The organism is Pseudarthrobacter sp. lyk4-40-TYG-27 (assembly GCF_030209295.1).
In the GTDB taxonomy this organism is placed as follows: domain Bacteria; phylum Actinomycetota; class Actinomycetes; order Actinomycetales; family Micrococcaceae; genus Arthrobacter.
This window is the reverse complement of record NZ_JARVSH010000003.1, coordinates 222,126-240,319: the sequence shown is the minus strand read 5'-3', so window position 1 is coordinate 240,319 and position 18,194 is coordinate 222,126. Positions and strand designations below refer to the sequence as shown.

The 18,194-nt window shown below is 67.4% G+C and carries 17 protein-coding genes; 11 read left to right on the top strand and 6 right to left on the bottom strand.

The features are described 5' to 3' along the window. Positions 1–6: 6 nt before the first annotated feature. From QRM96_RS05585 to QRM96_RS05575, 3 genes are read left to right on the top strand one after another with little or no spacing between them, the layout of a single operon-like run. The gene (locus QRM96_RS05585) at positions 7–1,374 is read left to right on the top strand and encodes an SLC13 family permease (protein WP_285318763.1); all 1,368 of its coding nucleotides are present in this window, start codon (positions 7–9) and stop codon (positions 1,372–1,374) included. Between the two features lie 53 nt (positions 1,375–1,427). Further along, positions 1,428–2,642 carry a CaiB/BaiF CoA transferase family protein gene (locus tag QRM96_RS05580; RefSeq protein ID WP_285318761.1) on the top strand — a complete coding sequence of 405 codons (1,215 nt, stop codon included), beginning with the start codon at positions 1,428–1,430 and terminating at the stop codon, positions 2,640–2,642. Position 2,643: 1 nt separating this feature from the next. After that, positions 2,644–4,170, top strand: coding sequence for a carboxyl transferase domain-containing protein (locus QRM96_RS05575; protein WP_285318760.1), 1,527 nt, complete (start codon positions 2,644–2,646; stop codon positions 4,168–4,170). 62 nt (positions 4,171–4,232) lie between these two features. Here QRM96_RS05575 and QRM96_RS05570 read toward each other — a convergent pair whose 3' ends face one another. From QRM96_RS05570 to QRM96_RS05560, 3 genes are all read right to left on the bottom strand, one after another. Beyond that, the gene (locus tag QRM96_RS05570; RefSeq protein ID WP_285318759.1) at positions 4,233–4,703 is read right to left on the bottom strand and encodes a LapA family protein; all 471 of its coding nucleotides are present in this window, start codon (positions 4,701–4,703) and stop codon (positions 4,233–4,235) included. A gap of 473 nt (positions 4,704–5,176) precedes the next feature. Continuing rightward, positions 5,177–5,404 carry a hypothetical protein gene (locus tag QRM96_RS05565; RefSeq protein ID WP_018762677.1) on the bottom strand — a complete coding sequence of 76 codons (228 nt, stop codon included), beginning with the start codon at positions 5,402–5,404 and terminating at the stop codon, positions 5,177–5,179. 136 nt (positions 5,405–5,540) lie between these two features. Beyond that, on the bottom strand, positions 5,541–6,947 hold the full coding sequence (locus QRM96_RS05560) for an amidase (RefSeq protein WP_285318757.1): 1,407 nt from the start codon (positions 6,945–6,947) through the stop codon (positions 5,541–5,543). A gap of 214 nt (positions 6,948–7,161) precedes the next feature. On the opposite strand from QRM96_RS05560, the gene QRM96_RS05555 reads away from it, so the two are divergent. The 3 genes from QRM96_RS05555 to QRM96_RS05545 all read left to right on the top strand — a co-directional run bounded on the left by QRM96_RS05555 (position 7,162) and on the right by QRM96_RS05545 (position 8,770). Next, entirely contained in the window at positions 7,162–7,488 is a 327-nt protein-coding gene (locus QRM96_RS05555) for a rhodanese-like domain-containing protein (protein ID WP_018762675.1), read from the top strand. Next, positions 7,488–8,468, top strand: a complete 981-nt coding sequence (gene pheA / locus QRM96_RS05550) for a prephenate dehydratase (protein ID WP_018762674.1) — start codon at positions 7,488–7,490, stop codon at positions 8,466–8,468. Before QRM96_RS05555 ends, pheA begins: the two co-directional genes overlap by 1 nt. Before the next feature lie 95 nt (positions 8,469–8,563). After that, the gene (locus QRM96_RS05545) at positions 8,564–8,770 is read left to right on the top strand and encodes a hypothetical protein (RefSeq protein WP_018762673.1); all 207 of its coding nucleotides are present in this window, start codon (positions 8,564–8,566) and stop codon (positions 8,768–8,770) included. Between the two features lie 64 nt (positions 8,771–8,834). Here QRM96_RS05545 and QRM96_RS05540 read toward each other — a convergent pair whose 3' ends face one another. Further along, complete coding sequence (locus tag QRM96_RS05540; protein WP_109044075.1) at positions 8,835–9,923, bottom strand: diacylglycerol/lipid kinase family protein; 1,089 nt, start codon at positions 9,921–9,923, stop codon at positions 8,835–8,837. A gap of 88 nt (positions 9,924–10,011) precedes the next feature. On the opposite strand from QRM96_RS05540, the gene serS reads away from it, so the two are divergent. From serS to QRM96_RS05520, 4 genes are all read left to right on the top strand, one after another. Further along, positions 10,012–11,292, top strand: a complete 1,281-nt coding sequence (serS, locus tag QRM96_RS05535; protein WP_285318755.1) for a serine--tRNA ligase — start codon at positions 10,012–10,014, stop codon at positions 11,290–11,292. 142 nt (positions 11,293–11,434) lie between these two features. Next, on the top strand, positions 11,435–12,439 hold the full coding sequence (locus tag QRM96_RS05530) for a type IV toxin-antitoxin system AbiEi family antitoxin domain-containing protein (RefSeq protein ID WP_285318754.1): 1,005 nt from the start codon (positions 11,435–11,437) through the stop codon (positions 12,437–12,439). 204 nt (positions 12,440–12,643) lie between these two features. After that, a complete protein-coding gene (locus tag QRM96_RS05525; protein WP_285318753.1) occupies positions 12,644–13,528 on the top strand; it encodes an HAD family hydrolase in 885 nt (294 codons plus the stop codon). Positions 13,529–13,588: 60 nt separating this feature from the next. Further along, on the top strand, positions 13,589–14,173 hold the full coding sequence (locus QRM96_RS05520) for a histidine phosphatase family protein (protein ID WP_285318751.1): 585 nt from the start codon (positions 13,589–13,591) through the stop codon (positions 14,171–14,173). Positions 14,174–14,226: 53 nt separating this feature from the next. On the opposite strand, the gene QRM96_RS05515 is transcribed toward QRM96_RS05520, so the two are convergent. Further along, positions 14,227–14,826 carry a hypothetical protein gene (locus tag QRM96_RS05515; RefSeq protein WP_018762667.1) on the bottom strand — a complete coding sequence of 200 codons (600 nt, stop codon included), beginning with the start codon at positions 14,824–14,826 and terminating at the stop codon, positions 14,227–14,229. 167 nt (positions 14,827–14,993) lie between these two features. On the opposite strand from QRM96_RS05515, the gene QRM96_RS05510 reads away from it, so the two are divergent. Next, entirely contained in the window at positions 14,994–17,420 is a 2,427-nt protein-coding gene (locus QRM96_RS05510) for a phosphoketolase family protein (protein WP_285318748.1), read from the top strand. Here QRM96_RS05510 and QRM96_RS05505 read toward each other — a convergent pair. Further along, positions 17,417–18,190, bottom strand: coding sequence for a DUF429 domain-containing protein (locus QRM96_RS05505; protein WP_285318746.1), 774 nt, complete (start codon positions 18,188–18,190; stop codon positions 17,417–17,419). The two genes, QRM96_RS05510 and QRM96_RS05505, sit on opposite strands and share 4 nt — an antisense overlap. Positions 18,191–18,194: the final 4 nt, after the last annotated feature.

Below are 18,194 nucleotides of genomic sequence, written 5' to 3'. Positions count from 1 at the left end.
CCAACGATGTCCGCTCCTGTCTTATCGATCATCATCCTGGCGGCGATGTTCCTGCTCGCCACCGTCCTGCCCCTCAACATGGGTGCCCTCGCCTTCGTGGGCGCCTTCCTGCTTGGCTCACTGGTGCTGGGCATGTCCACCAATGACATCCTTGCCAACTTCCCCGGCGGCCTCTTCCTGACGATCGTCGGAGTCACCTACCTGTTCGCCATCGCGCAAAACAACGGCACCATCGACCTCCTGGTCCGGGGCGCCGTCAAGCTGGTGGGCAGCCGCGTCGCCCTGATTCCCTGGGTCATGTTCGCCATCACCGCCGTCATCACGGCCGTGGGCGCGCTGTCTCCCGCCGCCGTCGCCATCATTGCCCCGATTGCCCTCAGCTTCGCCGGAAAATACAAGATCAGCCCGTTGCTGATGGGCATGATGGTGATCCACGGTGCCCAGGCCGGCGGCTTCTCGCCCATCGCCGTCTACGGCGTCACCGTCAACGGCATCATCGCCAAGACCGATCTCGCCTTCAGCCCGGCAGCACTCTTCCTCTCCAGCTTCATCTTCAACCTGGTCATCTCCCTGGTCCTCTTTGTGGTCCTGGGCGGCAGGAACCTCATGTCCTCCAAGGTGGGTCAGTTCGTGGAGCAGGCCGCCGAGGCACGGATGGCAGTCAGCGTCGGCGCCAAAGCCGGCACCGATGTTCCGTTCAAAGGCTTCGGCTCCGGCATGTACGGCCCCCGCGACCCGGCAGGCGACGGCGTTGCCGCCACCAAGGAGCGCAAGGAGCGGATTCCGCAACTGGTCACCATTGCGGGCCTGGTCGTGCTGGCCGTCGTGGCCCTCGGGTTCAAGATGGACGTCGGCTTCGTGTCCATCACCATCGCGATCGTCCTTGCGCTGGTCTCGCCGGCGGCCCAGAAGGGTGCCATCAACAAGATCAGCTGGTCCACCGTGCTGCTCATCTGCGGCATGCTGACTTTCGTTGGCGTCCTGGAAGAAGCGGGCACCATCGAATTCGTCTCCAGCGGCGTGGCCGGCATGGGAATGCCGCTGCTGGCGGCCCTCATCATCTGCTTCATCGGCGCCATCGTGTCCGCCTTCGCCTCCTCCACCGCCATCCTGGCCGCGCTCATCCCGCTGGCCGTGCCCTTCCTCTCCACCGGTGAGATCGGCGCCGTCGGCGTCATCTGCGCGCTCGCGGTCTCAGCCACGATCGTGGACGTCTCCCCGTTCTCCACCAACGGTGCCCTGGTCCTGGCCAATGCCCCGGAGGGCGTGGACAAGGACCGGTTCTACAAGAAGATCCTCGGCTACAGCGGCATCGTGATCGTGGCCGGACCCATCCTGGCCTGGCTGGCGCTGGTGGTCCCCGGCTGGCTCTAGCCGGCGCAGCCGCCCGCCACGCCGCCCGCACTTGAGAAAGGAAACCCAAGCACATGAGCTCAGCCGAAAATTCCCGAGGCCCCCTGGCGGGGCACACCGTCGTCGACCTGAGCCGTGCACTGGCGGGGCCCCACGCCGGCATGATGCTGGCGGACCTCGGCGCCCGCGTGATCAAGGTGGAAAACCCCGGCACCGGGGATGACACCCGCGGCTGGGGGCCGCCCTTCGTGGGCCCGGAAGATGACCTGCAGTCCACCTATTTCATGTCCTGCAACCGCAACAAGGAATCCATCAGCCTGGACCTGAAGAGCCAGGACGGGCAGGCAGTGCTGCGCGGGTTGCTGGAGCGTGCGGACGTGGTCATCGAGAACTTCCGTCCCGGCGTGATGGACCGGCTGGGCTTCTCCACGGCCGCCATCCATGCGCTCAACCCCCGGCTGGTGATCCTGTCCATCACGGGTTTCGGCCATGACGGGCCCGAATCCCGGCGCAGCGGCTACGACCAGATCCTGCAGGGCGAGGCCGGACTCATGTCACTCACCGGCTCCGGGCCCGAAGACCCGCAGCGCGTCGGCGTCCCCATCGCAGACCTCCTTTCCGGCATGAACGGAGCCTTTGGCGTGCTGGCGGCGCTGGTGGAACGGAACCACACCGGCCGCGGCCAGGTGGTGCGCACCTCCCTGTTGGCGTCACTGATCGGCGTCCACGCCTTCCAGGGCACCCGGACCACCGTGGCCGGCGAAGTTCCGCAGGCACAGGGCAACCACCACCCGTCCATCGCCCCCTACGGGCTGTTCACCTGCAAGGACGGCAGCGTGCAGATCAGCGTCGGCAGCGAGAAGCTCTGGCAGTCATTTGCGGCGGCCTTCGGCCTGGACCCGGCAGCGCCCGGATTCGCCAGCAACGCCGAACGTGTGCGGAACCGCGCCGAGGTGATTGCCGCCGTCGAACGCGCTTTCGCCGGCTACGGCGCGGCGGAACTGCTGGAGAAACTGAACGACGCCGGGATCCCGGCAGGGAAGGTGCGCTCCCTGGACGAGGTGTACGCGTGGGACCAGGTGGCCTCCCAAGGGCTCGTGGTGGACGTGGAGCATCCGCTGCTCGGAACCGTCAGCCTCCCCGGGCCCCCGCTGCGGTTCTTCGAACAGGGGGACACAGCCGAAACCACCGTGAAGGACCACGCCGCGCCGCCGCTGCTGGACGCGGACGGTCCTGCCATCCGCGCATGGCTCGGTTTGCCGGCTCCCGTGGCGGCCGGGGTGAACTAGCATGCCAACCACCGAAAAAGTGCGGCACCTGCGCGCCGCCGAACTGATCGACGCCGTGGTGGACCAGGATTCGTTTGTCTCCTGGGATACGCCGCCGCACCAGCCGGCGCTGTCCGAAGAGTATGCCCGTGACCTGGCCAAAGCCCGCGAACGCAGCGGAGCCGACGAATCGGTGCTCACCGGCACCGGGCTGATCCGGGGGCGCCGGGTGGCGCTGATCGTCAGCGAGTTTTCCTTCCTCGCCGGCTCCATCGGCCACGCCGCGGCACAGCGGATCGTTGCCGCCGTCGAACGGGCCACCTCGGAGGGACTGCCGCTGCTGGCGGGCCCGGCCTCCGGGGGAACCCGGATGCAGGAGGGGACGCCGGCGTTCCTGTCCATGGTCAAAATCACCGGAGCCGTCCGGGCGCACCGCCAGGCCGGCCTGCCCTACCTGGTCTACCTCCGGCACCCCACCACCGGCGGCGTGATGGCATCCTGGGGGTCGCTGGGCCACATCAATGTTGCCGAACCGGGCGCCCTGCTGGGATTCCTGGGCCCCCGGGTGTTCGAAGCACTGCATGGGGAGTCCTTCCCGGACAACGTGCAGGTGGCGGAAAACCTGTTCAACAAGGGGCTCATCGACGGCGTCGTGAAGCCCGAAGAGCTCGCGGAACTGGTGGCCCGGGCGCTGGACATCCTGGCGCCCCGGCGGGAGGCGGCGTCAGGGACGGTGGTCCGGCCCGCCGCACCGGCCACTTTGGCCGTGCGGCCGGCCCCCGTGGACGCCTGGACGTCGATCGGGATTTCGCGCCGGCCGCGGCGGCCGGACCTGCGCCAGCTCCTCAAGTTCGGCGCCAGCGACGCCCTGCCGCTGAACGGGACGGGGCAGGGGGAAAAGGACCCCGGGTTGCTGCTGGCGCTGGCCCGGTTCGGCAGCCGGTCCTGCATTGTGCTCGGCCATGCCCGCCCGCTGCGCAAGGACGCCGCCGGTATGGGGCCCGGGTCATTGCGGGAAGCGCGCCGCGGCATGAAGCTGGCCCAAGAACTGCGGCTCCCCCTGCTCACTGTCATCGACACCGCAGGCGCCGCGCTCTCCCAGGAGGCGGAAGAAGGCGGCCTCGCCGGCGAGATCGCACGCTCTTTGTACGAACTGATCGGCCTGGAATCGCCGTCCGTCTCGGTGCTGCTTGGCCAGGGTGCCGGGGGAGGGGCGCTGGCACTGCTGCCCGCGGACAGGACCATCGCCGCGCAGCACAGCTGGCTGTCGCCGCTGCCGCCCGAGGGCGCCAGTGCGATCGTGCACCGCACCACGGCCTTCGCGCCCGGGATGGCACAGGCGCAGGGCGTCAATGTGGCGGCGCTGTATGCGAACGGACTGGTGGACCACATTGTGGACGAGCGCGACGACGCGTCCCTGGAGCCGCGCGAATTCTGTGCCCGGATGGCCCGTGCCATCGAATACGAACTCGCATCCGTTGCCGACATCCCCGTGGCCGGGCTGGTGGGGGCGCGGTTCCGGAAGTACCGGAACCTGGGCGGCAACTGACGCAACGCACGCCCGGGGAGCCGCCGGCGGATTCGCTCCGGCGGCTCCGGCCGTCGCTTGCCCTAGCGGCGTTGACGGACCTTGGCGCGGTGGGCTGTGGCGCGCAGTTGCAGGATGCGCGCCCCACCTGCCACAGCCACCAGGACCCCGCCGGTGACGGCGGCAATGAAGAGTGCCATGCCCAGCGGGACAGACCCCTCAAAACCCAGGAACTGCACCATGGCCTGTTCCTGGTTCTGCAGGATGAAGATGATCAGCAGGATCAACAGGATCAGTGAGGCGACAACGCCAGCCCAGATGACGCCGGCGCGGGTAACTTTGCTTTCGGGTGTGCGGCCACCCGCTGCGGCTTTTTCCGTGCCCGCTGATGGTGCTGGAACCGCGGGTGTATCCGGGGCATCCGGGGCGTAGGACGGCGCGCCACCGTAGGTTGCGTCCCGGCCGCCTGCCGCCCGGTCCGCGGCCGACGGCGTGACGCTGACGTCCGGGTCCGGCTGGCTGTTCGGTCCCGGCGTGTACTGTCCTTCGCTCATGCCCGTGTCCTTTCGCAGAATGCTAAGCATGCTTATGGTGCAACCATAGACGCCCGGGTTGCCGCAGCACAACGAGCGCGCCGCGCGCGTCTACTGCTGCATGAAAGGCAGGCTGGATTGGGAGCCCTGGGGAAGGAGGGGCCCCGACGGGAACCCCTCCTTGGACTACTGCCCCGGGCCGTGTAGGGCCGGGCGTCAGACCCTTTCCTTGCTCCGTTCGGCGGAGGGAGTCCCCGGCACAGGCGACCTGCGCCACTTCGGAAAGGCCCAGAACGTGAATTCCGGTGCCTTGGCCGGCTTCGGAGTTTCGTGGGTCTCAGGCCGCTCTTCAGGCCGGCGCCTGGTTTCTTTCCTGGCGTCCCACCCGAAGTCCTTGCTTGATGAATAGCACATCACAGACCTCCTCATGGTGACTGCCCTTTAATGGTCCTCCTGTTTGTTGCCGGAGTCGATACCGTGGTGGCCGGCGCCTGTCAGCGGCCGCCGGTCACCACGTCCTGCGCCTCCTGCGGGCGGTGGAACTCGCAGGGGCCGCCGTGGCGCAGCGGAAGGAGGCAGGCCCGGCCCGTCGGCAGGTGCACCAGGCCGCAGCGGCCGGCCATGGCCAGGTCCTCCCTGACGTTGGAGTTGCTCAGGTCCGGCCGCCCGTCGTCAGCAGTTTCTGTGGGGCCGGCGCCGGTGGCGTGCTGTTCAGCATTCATGGTGGTGCAGCTCCTCATTGGGCGGAAAGGCGTACGGAGGGTGCGAAAGGTGGTTTTTCCAGTCTGCGCCGCCGGGGTTACCGCCGGGTTAAGCGGGCGTTAGGTTCAGGTCAACAACACCACACCGCCGCGGCGCCTAGAGGCCCAGTTGATGCGCCACCTGCAGCAGGAGGGCTTCCGAGCCTAAGGGACCCACCAGTTGGACGCCCATTGGGAGTCCGCTTCCGGCGGATCCACCGGTCCAGTGGACAGGGAGCGTTATGGCCGGCAATCCGCATACGTTCACCATCGAGGACCACGGCGCATATTCGCACTGCTTCCGGTAGTCGCCGTCGGCATCTCCTGGCCATTGCACGGCCGGCCAGCGTCCGCCGCCGTGGCCGGTCCCGGTGAACCAGCCCACGGGGCGGGGTGTCTGCGCCAGCGCGGGCATCATCATCAGGTCCCACTGGCCGTACTGCGCGACGGTGTCGTGCTGGAACTGCCGCAGGAACGCCAGGGCTTCGGCGAGCTTCGCCGGGCTGCGTTGTTGGGCCCGACGCCGGAAGGTCCGGGTCAACGGCGCCAGCAGCGCTTCGCGGGAGGGGCTGATCCGTGCAGAACCCACTCCTGCCGTCCAGGCGGTGGTGAAGGCATCGGGATAGCGGTTGTCGTACCGCACGGCAGCTTCGGCCAGGTTATGGCCGGCGTGTTCCAGGAGCCTTTCGCCTGCCCGGAGGGCATCGAGTGCTTCGGGTTCGATACTGAAGGGGAAGGTGCCGGACCAAGGGCTCTCCAGCGTGACGCCGATCCTCAACGGTGGCGGCTCCTGGCCTATGCCCGCGAGGTATTCGTTCCCCGGGGCCATGGCGTCCAGCATCAGGGCGGCATCCTTGGCGGTCCGGGCAAGGGGGCCCGGGACCACCAGCCGGGCCGGGTCACCGCTGCTTTCCCCGGCAGCCACCAGGCCACGGCCCGGCTTCAGCCCCACCAGGCCGCAGGCGGCTGCCGGAATCCTGACTGAACCACCGCCGTCGGTCCCTGGCGCGAAGGGCAGCAAGCCCGCCGCCACGGCGGCAGCGCTGCCGCCGGAGGACCCGCCCGAACTCCTGCTGGGTGCGTAAGGATTGCGCGACGGCGGCGCGATGCGGTTTTCGCTGTAGGCCGTCAGGCCGAACTCGGGTACTTGGGTCTTGCCCAGGGAAACCGCGCCGGCCTCCGTGAGGAGTGCCACCAGGGGAGCGTCCGCGGGAGCCGGTTTATGCTCGACGGCGGCGCTTCCGTGGGTGGTAACCACGCCCGCCACATCGGTGAGGTCCTTGAAGCCCAGCGGCATGCCGTGCAGCAGGGGGAGGTCGTCGGTACCGGTGCGGGAGTAGAGGTCATCAGTCGCCCGGGCCCGTTCCATGGCCTGGTCCGCGGTAACGGTGATGAAGGCCCCCAGCAACGGGTTCTGCCGACTGATCCGCGCCAGGAAATGTGTGGTGGCCTCAGCAGCGGACACCGTCCCGGCGCGGAGGAGGTTCCGCAGGTCCAGCGCGGGCAGTTCGTGAAGTTCAGCCAAGGACCCGGCCCTCCGGCTCCTTGGCCGTGGACGGTCCGGCATCCCCGCCGACGTCCCGGCCGGGGCGCGACTGTATTGGCGCCGGACGGGCAGGCTGCTGACGGGACATGGAAACCTCCTCGGGAGCCACCAGCCTAGCTTGCCGGTTTCCGCACCACCCGTGGTCGAAGGACTAGGCTTTAACGTGACTCTGATCCGCCACGACAGGACTCCGATGAGCGATTTTGATACCGTGCCCGTCCACGACATCCCGGCTGATGCCGTCATCCTGGACGTCCGGGAGGACTACGAGTGGGTCGCCGGGCATGCCGACGGTGCACTCCACATCCCCATGGACCAGATCCCGGCCCGGCTGGGCGAACTTGATCCGGATGAGGACGTGTATGTCATCTGCCGGACCGGCGGAAGGTCGTTCCGTGTTGCCCAGTGGCTCACGGGCCAGGGGTACACCGCCATCAACGTCTCCGGCGGGATGGACCAGTGGCTCGAATCGGGCAAACCCTTGGTCTCCGACAACGGACTCAAGCCGCTGGTGCTGTAGTGCACGGCAGTCCCCCCACCTACGCGTTCCTCGGACCCGAGGGCACGTTCACCGAGGCTGCCCTGTTGCAGGTACCCGGTGCGCAAGAAGCAGTCCGGGTGCCGGCGTCGAACGTCAATGCCGCCCTGGACCAAGTGCGCAGCGGTTCTGCCGACGCTGCCATGGTTCCGATTGAAAATTCGGTCGAAGGCGGCGTCACCGCCACCCTCGACGCGATAGCGAGCGGCCAAGAGCTGCGGATCATCCGCGAGGTCCTGGTACCCATCAGCTTCGTCCTGGTGACCCGGCCTGGCGTGCGCAGGGAGGACGTACGGCACGTGTCCACCCATGGCCACGCGTGGGCCCAGTGCCGGATGTGGATGGAAAACAACATGCCCCGTGCGGAATATGTTCCGGGGTCTTCAACCGCGGCCGCGGCCATGGGACTGCTGGACGGTGACTGCCATTACGATGCCGCCATCTGTGCGCCCCTCGTAGCGCAAGCGCATCCGGGCCTGCAGGTCTTGGCGGAAAACATTGGTGACAATCCGGGCGCCGTGACGCGCTTCATCCTGGTGAGCCGTCCGGGTGTCCTTCCGGAACGCACCGGCGCGGACAAGACCACGCTTGTTGTCCCGCTGCCGGAGGACCGTCCGGGTGCGCTGATGGAGATCCTCGACCAGTTTGCCAGCCGCGGCGTCAACCTCAGCCGGATCGAATCGCGTCCCACGGGGCAGTACCTGGGCCACTACTTCTTCAGCATCGACGCGGATGGCCACGCCGGCGAGGCACGTGTTGCGGATGCCCTGGCGGGACTGCACCGGATCAGCCCCGGGACCCGTTTCCTGGGTTCGTATGCCCGGGCGGACAGGCAGGCCACGGCGGTGGCGGCGCATACTTCCGATGCCGCCTTTTCGGCGGCCCGGGACTGGGTCGGATCCATACTTGACGCGGCATCCACCGCAGGTGAAAGCGGTTCCGGATCTTCGCCCACAGCGTAGGCAAATTGCCTTTCGGACTACTTCCGCGGGGTGTGCACAATGCGTATGCTTGCTTGATCCACACGGGGTATGGCCCCTAATGAAGGGAGCGGGTCATGACCAGCACCACTGACAATGACGGCCAGGGGATGATCGTCAACCCCAAGCCTGCCGCAGACAACCAGGACTGGGATGGCGACGATGCTGACCGCGCGGACCGCCTGCGTTTCGAAGAGGAACAGGCAATGATCCGTGAACAGTCCGAGGCCCATGCCGCTGCCAAAGCAGCAGCTGAGGCGGAGAAGAAGGACGCCGGAGCCTGATCCACGTGAGCCGGCCGGTCAGGCCGGCCTGGCATTTCCCCAGCCGCTGATGGGCCTTGCACGCCTAGATGCGGGTTTTCGCCTGCCCCGGGCCGCCCGGCTCGTGTGCCTTGACCCTTACCAGCAATGACTTCGGTTCCACCTGGACGGTGAGTTGGGTCGCTTCCCCGGACGTGTCGCCATCGATTTGGGTGGGCATGGGCTCGGGACACTTGATGACCACCTTGACCGACCTGTAGACCGTCATGATCGGCAGTTTTCCGCTGTGCTTGAACATGATCTTCATGTACATCAGCAGCCAGCCCAGGGCGCTGCGGGGACTCATGACCACCACGTCCAGCATGCCGTCGTCAATCATTGCCTGCGGAATGAAGTCGATGCCGCCCGGCACCAGCCCGCAGTTGGCGAAAAGTACGCTGCGGATGTTCCGCACCTGCTCCGGGCTGCCGTCCAGCGAGATGGACACCTTCTTCCGCCGGCCCGGGAGGTGCCGGACGCCAGCCTCGGTGTAAGCGAGCCAGCCCACCGCCTTCTTCAACCCGTCGTTGGTGTCCGCCAGGACCTCGGCATCCATGCCAATCCCGGCGATGACCAGGAAGACGTGCTCTGAGTAGTGCCCGGTGCGGGAGTTCTCAATGGCCATCCGGGCGGTGTCGATGTAGCGCTGCCGCCCAAACAGCGCCGTCTGAACGTTCCCGTGGAGGTCGTTCACGTCAAGGTCGACGTTCCTGGCCAGCAGGTTGCCGGTTCCCAGCGGTATCAAACCCATGGCAACATCGGTGTGTGCGAGGGCCTCGGCCACCACGCGGACCGTGCCATCCCCGCCGCCCACCAGGACGACGTCGGGCTTGCCGGCCAAGGCAGCCTGCATCTGGGAAAAGCCGGGGTCGTCCGCGGTTGTTTCGAAAAAGGCCGGTTCCTCCCAGCCGGCTGCCAGGCAGGCGCGCTGGATGGTGGCCTTTGCTTCCTCTGCCCGCGCCTTGATCGGATTGAGGACAACGGCCACCCGCTGCTGCGCCAGGCCCGGATCGTAGGCTTCGCCGGCCACTGTGCTGCGCACGTGCAGGGCCTGCAGGCGCCGGACCCCCCACCAGCTGGAGGTGGCGAAGGCAAGGGCCACCGCAATCAGCAGGTAAAGAATCCAGTCGCTCATGGTGGTTCAACAGTAGCCCGGCGTGCGGCGGCCCGGCGCACGGGGCCTGCCGCCCGCCGTCGTGCGCGGTATTGGATACCCTTGTCTGGTGATCGACGTAAAAGACCTCAGCGAAAACCCGGACAAGTTCCGTGCCAGCCAGCGCGCCCGCGGCGCGGACGAATCAGTGGTGGACGCGATCATCTCCGCGGATGCCGCGCGCCGCGCCGCCCTGATCCGCTTCGAAAACCTCCGCGCCGAGCAGAACGCCTTCGGTAAGAAGGTGGCGCAGGCCAAGGGTGAAGAGAAGCAGGCACTGCTGGCAGAGGTCAAGGAGCTGGCCAACTCCGTCAAGGCGGCCTCCGCCGAGGCCGATGCCGCGCAGACCAAGCAGGAAGAGCTGCTGCGCACCGTCCCCAACCTGGTGGAGGATGGTGTTCCCGAAGGCGGCGAGGACGACTACGTGGTGGTCAAGACCGTCGGCACCCCGCGCGAGTTCCCGGACTTTGAGCCCAAGGACCACCTGGAGATCGGTGAGCTGATCGGCGCGATTGACATGGAACGCGGCGCCAAGGTCTCCGGTGCCCGCTTCTACTTCCTCCGCGGCGTTGGAGCCCGGCTGGAAATGGCGCTGCTGCAGATGGCCATGGACCAGGCCATTGAAGCGGGCTTTATCCCCATGATCACCCCCACGCTGGTGCGTCCGGAGACGATGCAGGGGACCGGCTTCGATGTGAAGCACGACGACGAGATCTACCGACTCGCCGAAGACGACCTTTACCTGGTGGGCACCTCCGAGGTGGCCCTGGCCGGCTACCACGCGGACGAGATCCTGGACTTCTCCAAGGGCCCCATCCGCTACGCCGGGCAAAGCTCCTGCTACCGCCGCGAGGCCGGCTCGCACGGCAAGGACACCCGCGGCATCATCCGCGTGCACCAGTTCAACAAGGTGGAAATGTTCATTTACACCACGGTCGAAGAAGCCGCCGCCGAGCATCAGCGCCTGCTGGCCTGGGAAGAGGAGATGCTGGCCAAGTGCGAGTTGCCGTACCGGGTCATCGACACCGCGGCGGGCGACCTCGGCATGTCCGCGGCCCGGAAGTACGACTGCGAAGCGTGGGTCCCCACCCAGGGCGCCTACCGCGAGCTGACCTCCACCTCCAACTGCACCACGTTCCAGGCGCGCCGCCTCAACATCCGTGAGCGCGCGGTCAAGGCTGACGGCGTCGCCAAGGGCACCCGCGCCGTGGCCACCCTGAACGGCACCCTGGCCACCACCCGCTGGATCGTGGCGCTGCTGGAGCACCACCAGAACGCGGACGGCTCGGTCAAGGTACCCAAAGCGCTGCAGAAGTACCTCGGCGGGCTCGAGGTTCTGCCGGTCCTGTAGGGCCGTCCCTTTTCATAGGCTTGTTCGCGCAACCAGTCCTTCACCGATCGGATGCGCGAACAAGCTTTGGTTTCGCCCAGAACTGTCCACATACGGCCGCGGGCGAACCGCCCGGCAGGCTCCAGCCCCGCATCCTTGGGATATGGAGATACCACCTGGCCTGATTGATACTGCCGCCATACTCCGCACCGGCGTCGGCACTGATGCCCTGCACCGCGCCTTCAAGGCCGGGCAGCTCGTACGGCTCCGGCGAGGCTTCTACGTGCGGACCAATGACTGGATCGGTGCCACGCCCGCACAACGCTTCGCGTGGTCGACGGCGGCGATTGCGAGATCCGTCAGCGGCGCGGTCCTCTGTGGGCAGACGGCTGCATGGGCCATCGGCCTACCAACGCTGGGCGACCCCCAATGTGTGGAGTTGGCAACCAGCCTGCCGGGCCGCAGCGGGATCAGGAAGTCGCCGTTCGTGGTCCTCGGCACGGACAAGGCCGCCCGGGAAGCGCGGGAGGTGCGGTCCTACCCCCTCCAATACCGGCTAAAGCAGGTACATGAACCTGTGCGCCACGGCGAGTTCCTCAGTCTCGGGCTGGTGGAGACCACTTTGGACATCATGGCAACCCGCAGCCTGAGCCAGGCGCTGGTTGTTGCTGACGGAGCCGCACGAAAGCTGCACAAGGCTGGCCGAATGCCCGCTGATGCCAGCTTGTGGTCGCTTCAGGACATCCGGGACGGGATCCGGGCGCTTCCGCACGCTTCCGCCGCGGCACGTGCCGAACGCGCCGCTTCCCTTGCCAGCCCGTTATCGGAATCTGTAGGGGAGTCCTACAGCAGGGCAGTCTTCGAGTTCCTTGGCTTTGAGCAGCCCGTCCTTCAGCGCACATTTGCCGACCGGGAGGGTTTCATTGGGAGGACTGACTGCTGGTGGCCGAACCCGGGGGTGGTTGGCGAATTCGACGGCAAAGGCAAGTATGTTCAGGCCGCCCTGCGCGGAGGAATCACCGCCGAGGAGGCGGTCTATCGGGAGAAGATCCGTGAGGACCGGATCCGGTCACTTGGTCATGGCTTCGTCCGTTGGCGCTGGGCCGACTTGCAGAATCCTGACCGGCTACGCGCCAAACTCCTGGCTGCCGGCATCCGGAGCAGGTGAGTGCCCCTACCCCCGGTTATCCCTAAGCTTGTTCGCGAATCAGATTCTAGAAGGGTGTCCTCTGCGATCAAGCCTCTGACAGGCGGTACCGCGGAACCACCGGTGACCCGCCTCGAGGTGCGGAAACCCGCAGTTAATCAACAGTTCAGTAAAGCTGTGTCCTGCGTCCTAGCGCCTGTCAGTGACGTCTGCTTCACTGTTTCAATGACAACGCTGACTGAAACCTCAGTCGCCGGCAACGATGACCGGCGAGAGAACAACCAAGACAACACCAACACCTACGTCTTTTCGGGAATCGGCCAGAAGCTGATGGTCGCGCTGGACGTGGACGGCACCCTGGTGGACCACGACGGCCACATGACGCCGGGCGTGCGGGACGCGGCGCAGGCGGTAGTGGCGGCCGGGCACGAGGTAATGATCGCCACCGGCCGCTCCTTGAATGCCACCCTCCCCGTCATCGAAAAGATCGGCATAGAGCGCGGCTACGCTGTTTGCTGCAACGGCGGCGTGACCCTCCGGCTCCACCCCGAACTGGCCAACGGCTACGAGGTCATCCACAAAGCCACCTTCGACCCTGGGCCTGCCCTGAGGGCCCTCCGGGAACGGCTCCCCTCTGCCAAGTACGCGCTGGAGGATGCCGATGGAAACTTCCTCTCCACGGAACGGTTCCAGGACGCCAGCTTCGGTGTCGAGGCCGTAGGCGTCGACTTCCACACCATGCTGGAGGCCACCGCGGTGCGCGTGGTGGTGTTCAGTACTGAAAACACGCCCGAGGAATTCAACGAGGCCATCGACCACGTGGGACTGGCCGGGGTGACCTACTCGGTGGGCTGGACCGCATGGCTGGATATCGCAGCGGCAGGGGTGACCAAGGCCAGTGCCCTGGAGAACCTTCGGCTCCGGCTCGGGATCGAGCAGCACCGCACCGTGGCCGTTGGCGATGGCCGGAACGATATCGAGATGCTCAGCTGGGCCGGCCGCGGAGTTGCCATGGGGCAGGCTCCGGAGGAAGTGATTGCGGCAGCCGATGAGGTCACCCACTCGGTGTTCGACGACGGCGCCGCACACGTACTGCGCAGCCTCCTATGACCTGCCCACTCCGGCAGCCCGGATTCCAGCCGGCACCGGGCACCAAGGCAGAATAGGACCATGACCCTTACGACGTTCGCCCTCGTCCGCCATGGCCAGACCGACTGGAATGCCGAACGCCGGCTGCAGGGTGCCACCGATATCCCCTTGAACGACGTCGGACGCGGCCAGGCACGTGACGCTGTCGCCGTCCTGGCCCCGTACGAATGGGACGTGATCGTGTCCTCCCCGCTGAGCCGGGCCGCCGAGACCGCGGACCTGATCGCCGAAGGATTGGGGTTCGCGGTGGCCCGGCGCATCCCCGAACTGACCGAGCGCAGCTTCGGACCGGCCGAAGGAATGCAGGCCGGCCCCGAACTGGAGGCGCTGCGAGTGCCCGGCGGGTTCAAGGGTGCTGAAAGCGAAGCCGAGGCGGCGGACCGTGGCCTCGCCGCGCTTGAGGCATTGGCGGAGGAATTCCGTGGGCAGCGGATACTGGTGGTGGCGCACGGCACCCTGCTGCGGGTCAGCCTCAGCCGTGCCATCGGCCAGACCTTGGCCAGCGTGGACAACGCCGCCCTGAACGTGGCACACCACCATGCTGTGGACGGGTGGAAGCTGGAGTATTTCAACGGTGAACCGATGATGGCGGCCGCGGGAGCCTGAACAGCCTCCTGACGGGGGCTAAGCAGGCCTGCCCCAGCGCAGGGCGGGCCCTGCTACCTCGCTTCGAGGATCAGGGCCAGCAGCCTCGCTGCCGCGGGCCGGGCGGAATGTTCCTCGTTCCACTGCGCCCGGGACACTGCCTTGCTGACAGCCTGGGTGGTGATGCCCAGTTCCTGCGCCACCGCTTTTTGCTGGCCGCGGACCCCGGGCGTCAGCAGGTCCAGCACCCGCCATTCGGCGCCGGAACGGTCCCGGACAATGTGTCCGAGCAGCCGCAGCACGGCCTCCGCGTCATGGGCCACATCGGCAAGGGGCCCCTCCACTGCAACCGGAATCCGCTCCTTGCTGCTGCGGAGCCGGTCCACGGCCCTGCGCGCGTAGACCAGGCCATGGCCGGTGGCGTCCTTGATTTGGTTGGGCAGCGGCTCGTCCACCGGCCCGGCGCCGATTCCCACGTACCAGGATCCGCTGCGCAAAGCGATCAGCGCCGCCTCCACAGCCTGGTGCGGGCAGTCCACCACACCCTGCACTTCATCCTCGACGGACCGGTCAAAATCCAGGCGCGCAGGGATATGTCGCAGCGCTTTGAGCAGCTGCGGCACCTGGTCGCCGTCGCGCCGGCTGTCAGTCTGGTTGATGGTCAGCGTGAACATTCTGGGTACACACTACCCGGAAGTAGAAATGACGAAACCGCCGCGGCCGGGGGTGTGAAAGTCCTAGAATGGGCGCGGGGCACGACGCCGGGCCTTGCCTGCGTGCCCCTTCATCTGTTGCCATGGGGGAACGGCCGCCCAGCGGCACACCCGATGTAAGGATGGCTATGGCCGGGAATACAGGGCACGACGACATGCGGCACGACCGGCGGGGGCAGGCCGGGGCGTCGGCGGACGATCTGGCCCTGGTGGACCGCTGGTGGCGCGCCGCCAACTACCTCTCCGTGGGGCAGATTTACCTGCGCTCCAACCCGTTGCTGCGGGAGCCGCTGCAGGCGGCGGACACCAAGTCCCGGCTGCTGGGCCACTGGGGCACCACGCCCGGGCTTAACTTCGTCTACGCCCACCTGAACCGCGTGATCCGCCGCGACTCCCTGGAGATGCTCTTTGTTGCCGGTCCCGGCCATGGCGGTCCCGCCGTCGTCGCCAATGCCTGGATGGAGGGGACCTACTCCGAAATCTATGCGCACGTGGGCAACGATGAGGCCGGCATGGCTGAACTGTTCCGGCAGTTCTCCTACCCCGGCGGCATCCCCAGCCATGCCGCCCCGGAAACTCCCGGCTCCATCAGCGAAGGCGGGGAACTCGGGTACTCCCTGGCGCACGCGTACGGGTCGGTGTTCGACAACCCGCAGCTGGTGACCGCCGTCGTGATTGGCGACGGCGAGGCGGAAACCGGGCCCCTGGCTGCCAGCTGGCACTCCCACAACTTCCTGGATCCCGCAGCGGACGGCGCGGTGCTGCCCATCCTGCACCTGAACGGCTACAAGATCGCCAATCCCACCATCCTGGCCCGGATGCCTGAGCAGCAGTTGGAGCAGCTGCTGCGCGGGTACGGACACGAACCGTACTTCGTCACCGTGGCCGACCCGGACAACACGGAACAGGCACACCGTGATTTCGCCGGCGTCCTGGACCGGTGCCTGGCGGACATCAAAGCAATCCAGGATGCCCACCGGCAGGACGCTTCCGGTGAAGACGCGGGGGAGGGCGGACACCGCTGGCCCCTGATCGTGCTGCGCTCGCCCAAGGGCTGGACCGGGCCGCGGACCGTGGACGGGCTGCAGGTTGAAGGCACGTGGCGGGCGCACCAGGTGCCGCTGGCCGAAGTCCGCACCAACGGCGACCACCTGAAGCAGCTGGAGGAATGGATGCAGTCCTACCGGCCCCGGGAACTGTTCGACGGCGGCGGCCGGCTCCGCGCCGACGTCGCCGAGGGCGCCCCCACCGGCGACTTCCGCATGAGCGCCACACCGCATGCCAACGGCGGACTGCTCAGGCGCGCCCTGAAGCTGCCCGTCTACCGGGACCACGCCGTGGAGGTACACCACCCGGGTACCGAACGGGTGAGCCCCATGGTCACGCTGGGCTCCTGGATGCGGGACGTCATCGCGCAGAACATGGAGAACTTCCGGCTGTTCGGCCCGGACGAGACGGCCTCCAACCGGCTGCAGAACGTCTACGAGGCCACCGACAAGGTGTGGCAGTACAGGATCGACGACGTCGACGAGCACCTTGCGCGCTCCGGCCGGGTCCTGGAGGTGCTGAGCGAGCACTTGTGCCAGGGCTGGCTGGAAGGATATCTCCTAACCGGCCGGCACGGGGTCTTCAACTGCTACGAGGCCTTCGTCCACATTGTCGATTCCATGTTCAACCAGCACGCCAAATGGCTGAAGGTTTCCCGCGGGCTGCCATGGCGCCGGCCGGTGGCTTCCCTGAACTACCTGCTGTCCTCGCACGTCTGGCAGCAGGACCACAATGGCTTCTCGCACCAGGATCCAGGGTTCATCGACCACGCGGTGAACAAGAAGGCAGAGGTCATCCGGGTCTACCTGCCGCCGGACACCAATACCCTGCTCTCCGTCATGGAGCACTGCCTGGCCTCCACGGACTACGTGAACATCGTGGTCAGCGGCAAGCAACCGTCACCCACCTGGCTGGGTCCGGCGGAGGCCGCCAACCATTGCCGGCGTGGCCTGGGCATCTGGACGTTCGCGGGGTCCGAGGTGCCAGGTGAGGAGCCCGACGTCGTCCTGGCCTGCGCCGGTGATGTCCCCACCGTGGAGACCGTGGCCGCCGCGGAACTGCTCCGGGACGGCGCTCCCGAGCTCAAGGTACGGGTGGTGAACGTGGTGGACCTGATGCGGCTGCAGGATGACAGCGAGCATCCCCACGGCCTCCCCGCGCACGACTTCGACGGGATCTTCACCGCCGACAAGCCGGTCATTTTCGCCTACCACGGCTATCCGGCGCTGATCCACCGGCTCGCGTACCGCCGCACCAACCAGCAGGGCCTGCACGTGCACGGATACAAGGAAGAGGGCACCACCACCACGCCGTTCGACATGGCCATGCTCAACGGCATTGACCGCTTCACGCTGGCCATCGACGCGATCGACCGTATCCCCGGCCTGGCGGGGAAGCACGCGCTGTTGCGCCAGGAGCTGCAGGACCGGCGCAACCGGGCCCGCGAGCACACCCGCACGCATGGCGAGGACCCGGCGGAAATCCGGAACTGGACCCTGGGCGGCTAGGAGCTGTCCGGGAGTTCGTCGAGGCGGCAGTCCGGAAGGTGGATCCAGCCTTCGGTGCGGGCGGCCGCTGCGTGGGTGCTGTCCGGCAGGAGGGTACGACGCCGGGCGGCGGCGCGGGCGGTCAGGGAGGCGATGACGGCGTCGAAGAGGTCGTCCGAGCCTGCCAGGCTGTCGCGGTGCCCGGCCAGGTCCAGCCACGGCGCCTGTTCCTCGAGGGCGGCCAGCAGGAGGGCCAGGCGCTCGGCTTCCGGGACGCCGCGGCCCTTGTAGCCGCGGCCGTTGAGGCCCCAGATCTTCAGGGACGCCGCGGGGTACACCTCGGCCAGGCGGCCGGAACCGTCCCTTGGCTGCGGGCCGTGGAGTTGGGCGATCTTTGCCTGGATGACCGCGCAGCGCATGGCAGGGTGGGCCAGCCGGTCCGCGGAGACGCTGAGCGGGATCAGCCCGGTTTCGCGCGTGACGAAGCGGTCCGTGTCCCGGTACGCGAGCAGCCGGCGGCCGGCGATTCCGTCGTGTTCAAGGACGGGGGCCGCGATGTTGTCCAGGTGCCCGGTGAGGAACGGGATCAGGGCATCGGGCCAGCCTACGGGGCAGTCGACGCCGGTCATGTCGGTGCTGCCGAACAGCTCTACGATGTGCTGGTCGTCCACGTCCAGGGCCAGGTGGGTGAGCCGGGCGGCCCCGCTGCCCGTGCTGCCTGCGCCCCACTCGATGACCGCCACCGCGGTCTTCTTGGTGGCCGCCGCGAGGTCCACGCCGAGGCTCTTCATGCCG

What these genes read in the sequence shown, in the direction of transcription:
- QRM96_RS05585 (WP_285318763.1), top strand. Translation starts at nt 7, where the DNA reads ATGTCCGCTCCTGTCTTATCGATCATCATCCTGGCGGCGATGTTCCTG.
- QRM96_RS05580 (WP_285318761.1), top strand. Translation starts at nt 1,428, where the DNA reads ATGAGCTCAGCCGAAAATTCCCGAGGCCCCCTGGCGGGGCACACCGTC.
- QRM96_RS05575 (WP_285318760.1), top strand. Translation starts at nt 2,644, where the DNA reads ATGCCAACCACCGAAAAAGTGCGGCACCTGCGCGCCGCCGAACTGATC.
- QRM96_RS05570 (WP_285318759.1), bottom strand. Translation starts at nt 4,703, where the DNA reads ATGAGCGAAGGACAGTACACGCCGGGACCGAACAGCCAGCCGGACCCG.
- QRM96_RS05565 (WP_018762677.1), bottom strand. Translation starts at nt 5,404, where the DNA reads ATGAATGCTGAACAGCACGCCACCGGCGCCGGCCCCACAGAAACTGCT.
- QRM96_RS05555 (WP_018762675.1), top strand. Translation starts at nt 7,162, where the DNA reads ATGAGCGATTTTGATACCGTGCCCGTCCACGACATCCCGGCTGATGCC.
- QRM96_RS05545 (WP_018762673.1), top strand. Translation starts at nt 8,564, where the DNA reads ATGACCAGCACCACTGACAATGACGGCCAGGGGATGATCGTCAACCCC.
- QRM96_RS05540 (WP_109044075.1), bottom strand. Translation starts at nt 9,923, where the DNA reads ATGAGCGACTGGATTCTTTACCTGCTGATTGCGGTGGCCCTTGCCTTC.
- QRM96_RS05530 (WP_285318754.1), top strand. Translation starts at nt 11,435, where the DNA reads ATGGAGATACCACCTGGCCTGATTGATACTGCCGCCATACTCCGCACC.
- QRM96_RS05525 (WP_285318753.1), top strand. Translation starts at nt 12,644, where the DNA reads ATGACAACGCTGACTGAAACCTCAGTCGCCGGCAACGATGACCGGCGA.
- QRM96_RS05520 (WP_285318751.1), top strand. Translation starts at nt 13,589, where the DNA reads ATGACCCTTACGACGTTCGCCCTCGTCCGCCATGGCCAGACCGACTGG.
- QRM96_RS05515 (WP_018762667.1), bottom strand. Translation starts at nt 14,826, where the DNA reads ATGTTCACGCTGACCATCAACCAGACTGACAGCCGGCGCGACGGCGAC.
- QRM96_RS05510 (WP_285318748.1), top strand. Translation starts at nt 14,994, where the DNA reads ATGGCCGGGAATACAGGGCACGACGACATGCGGCACGACCGGCGGGGG.
- QRM96_RS05505 (WP_285318746.1), bottom strand. Translation starts at nt 18,190, where the DNA reads ATGAAGAGCCTCGGCGTGGACCTCGCGGCGGCCACCAAGAAGACCGCG.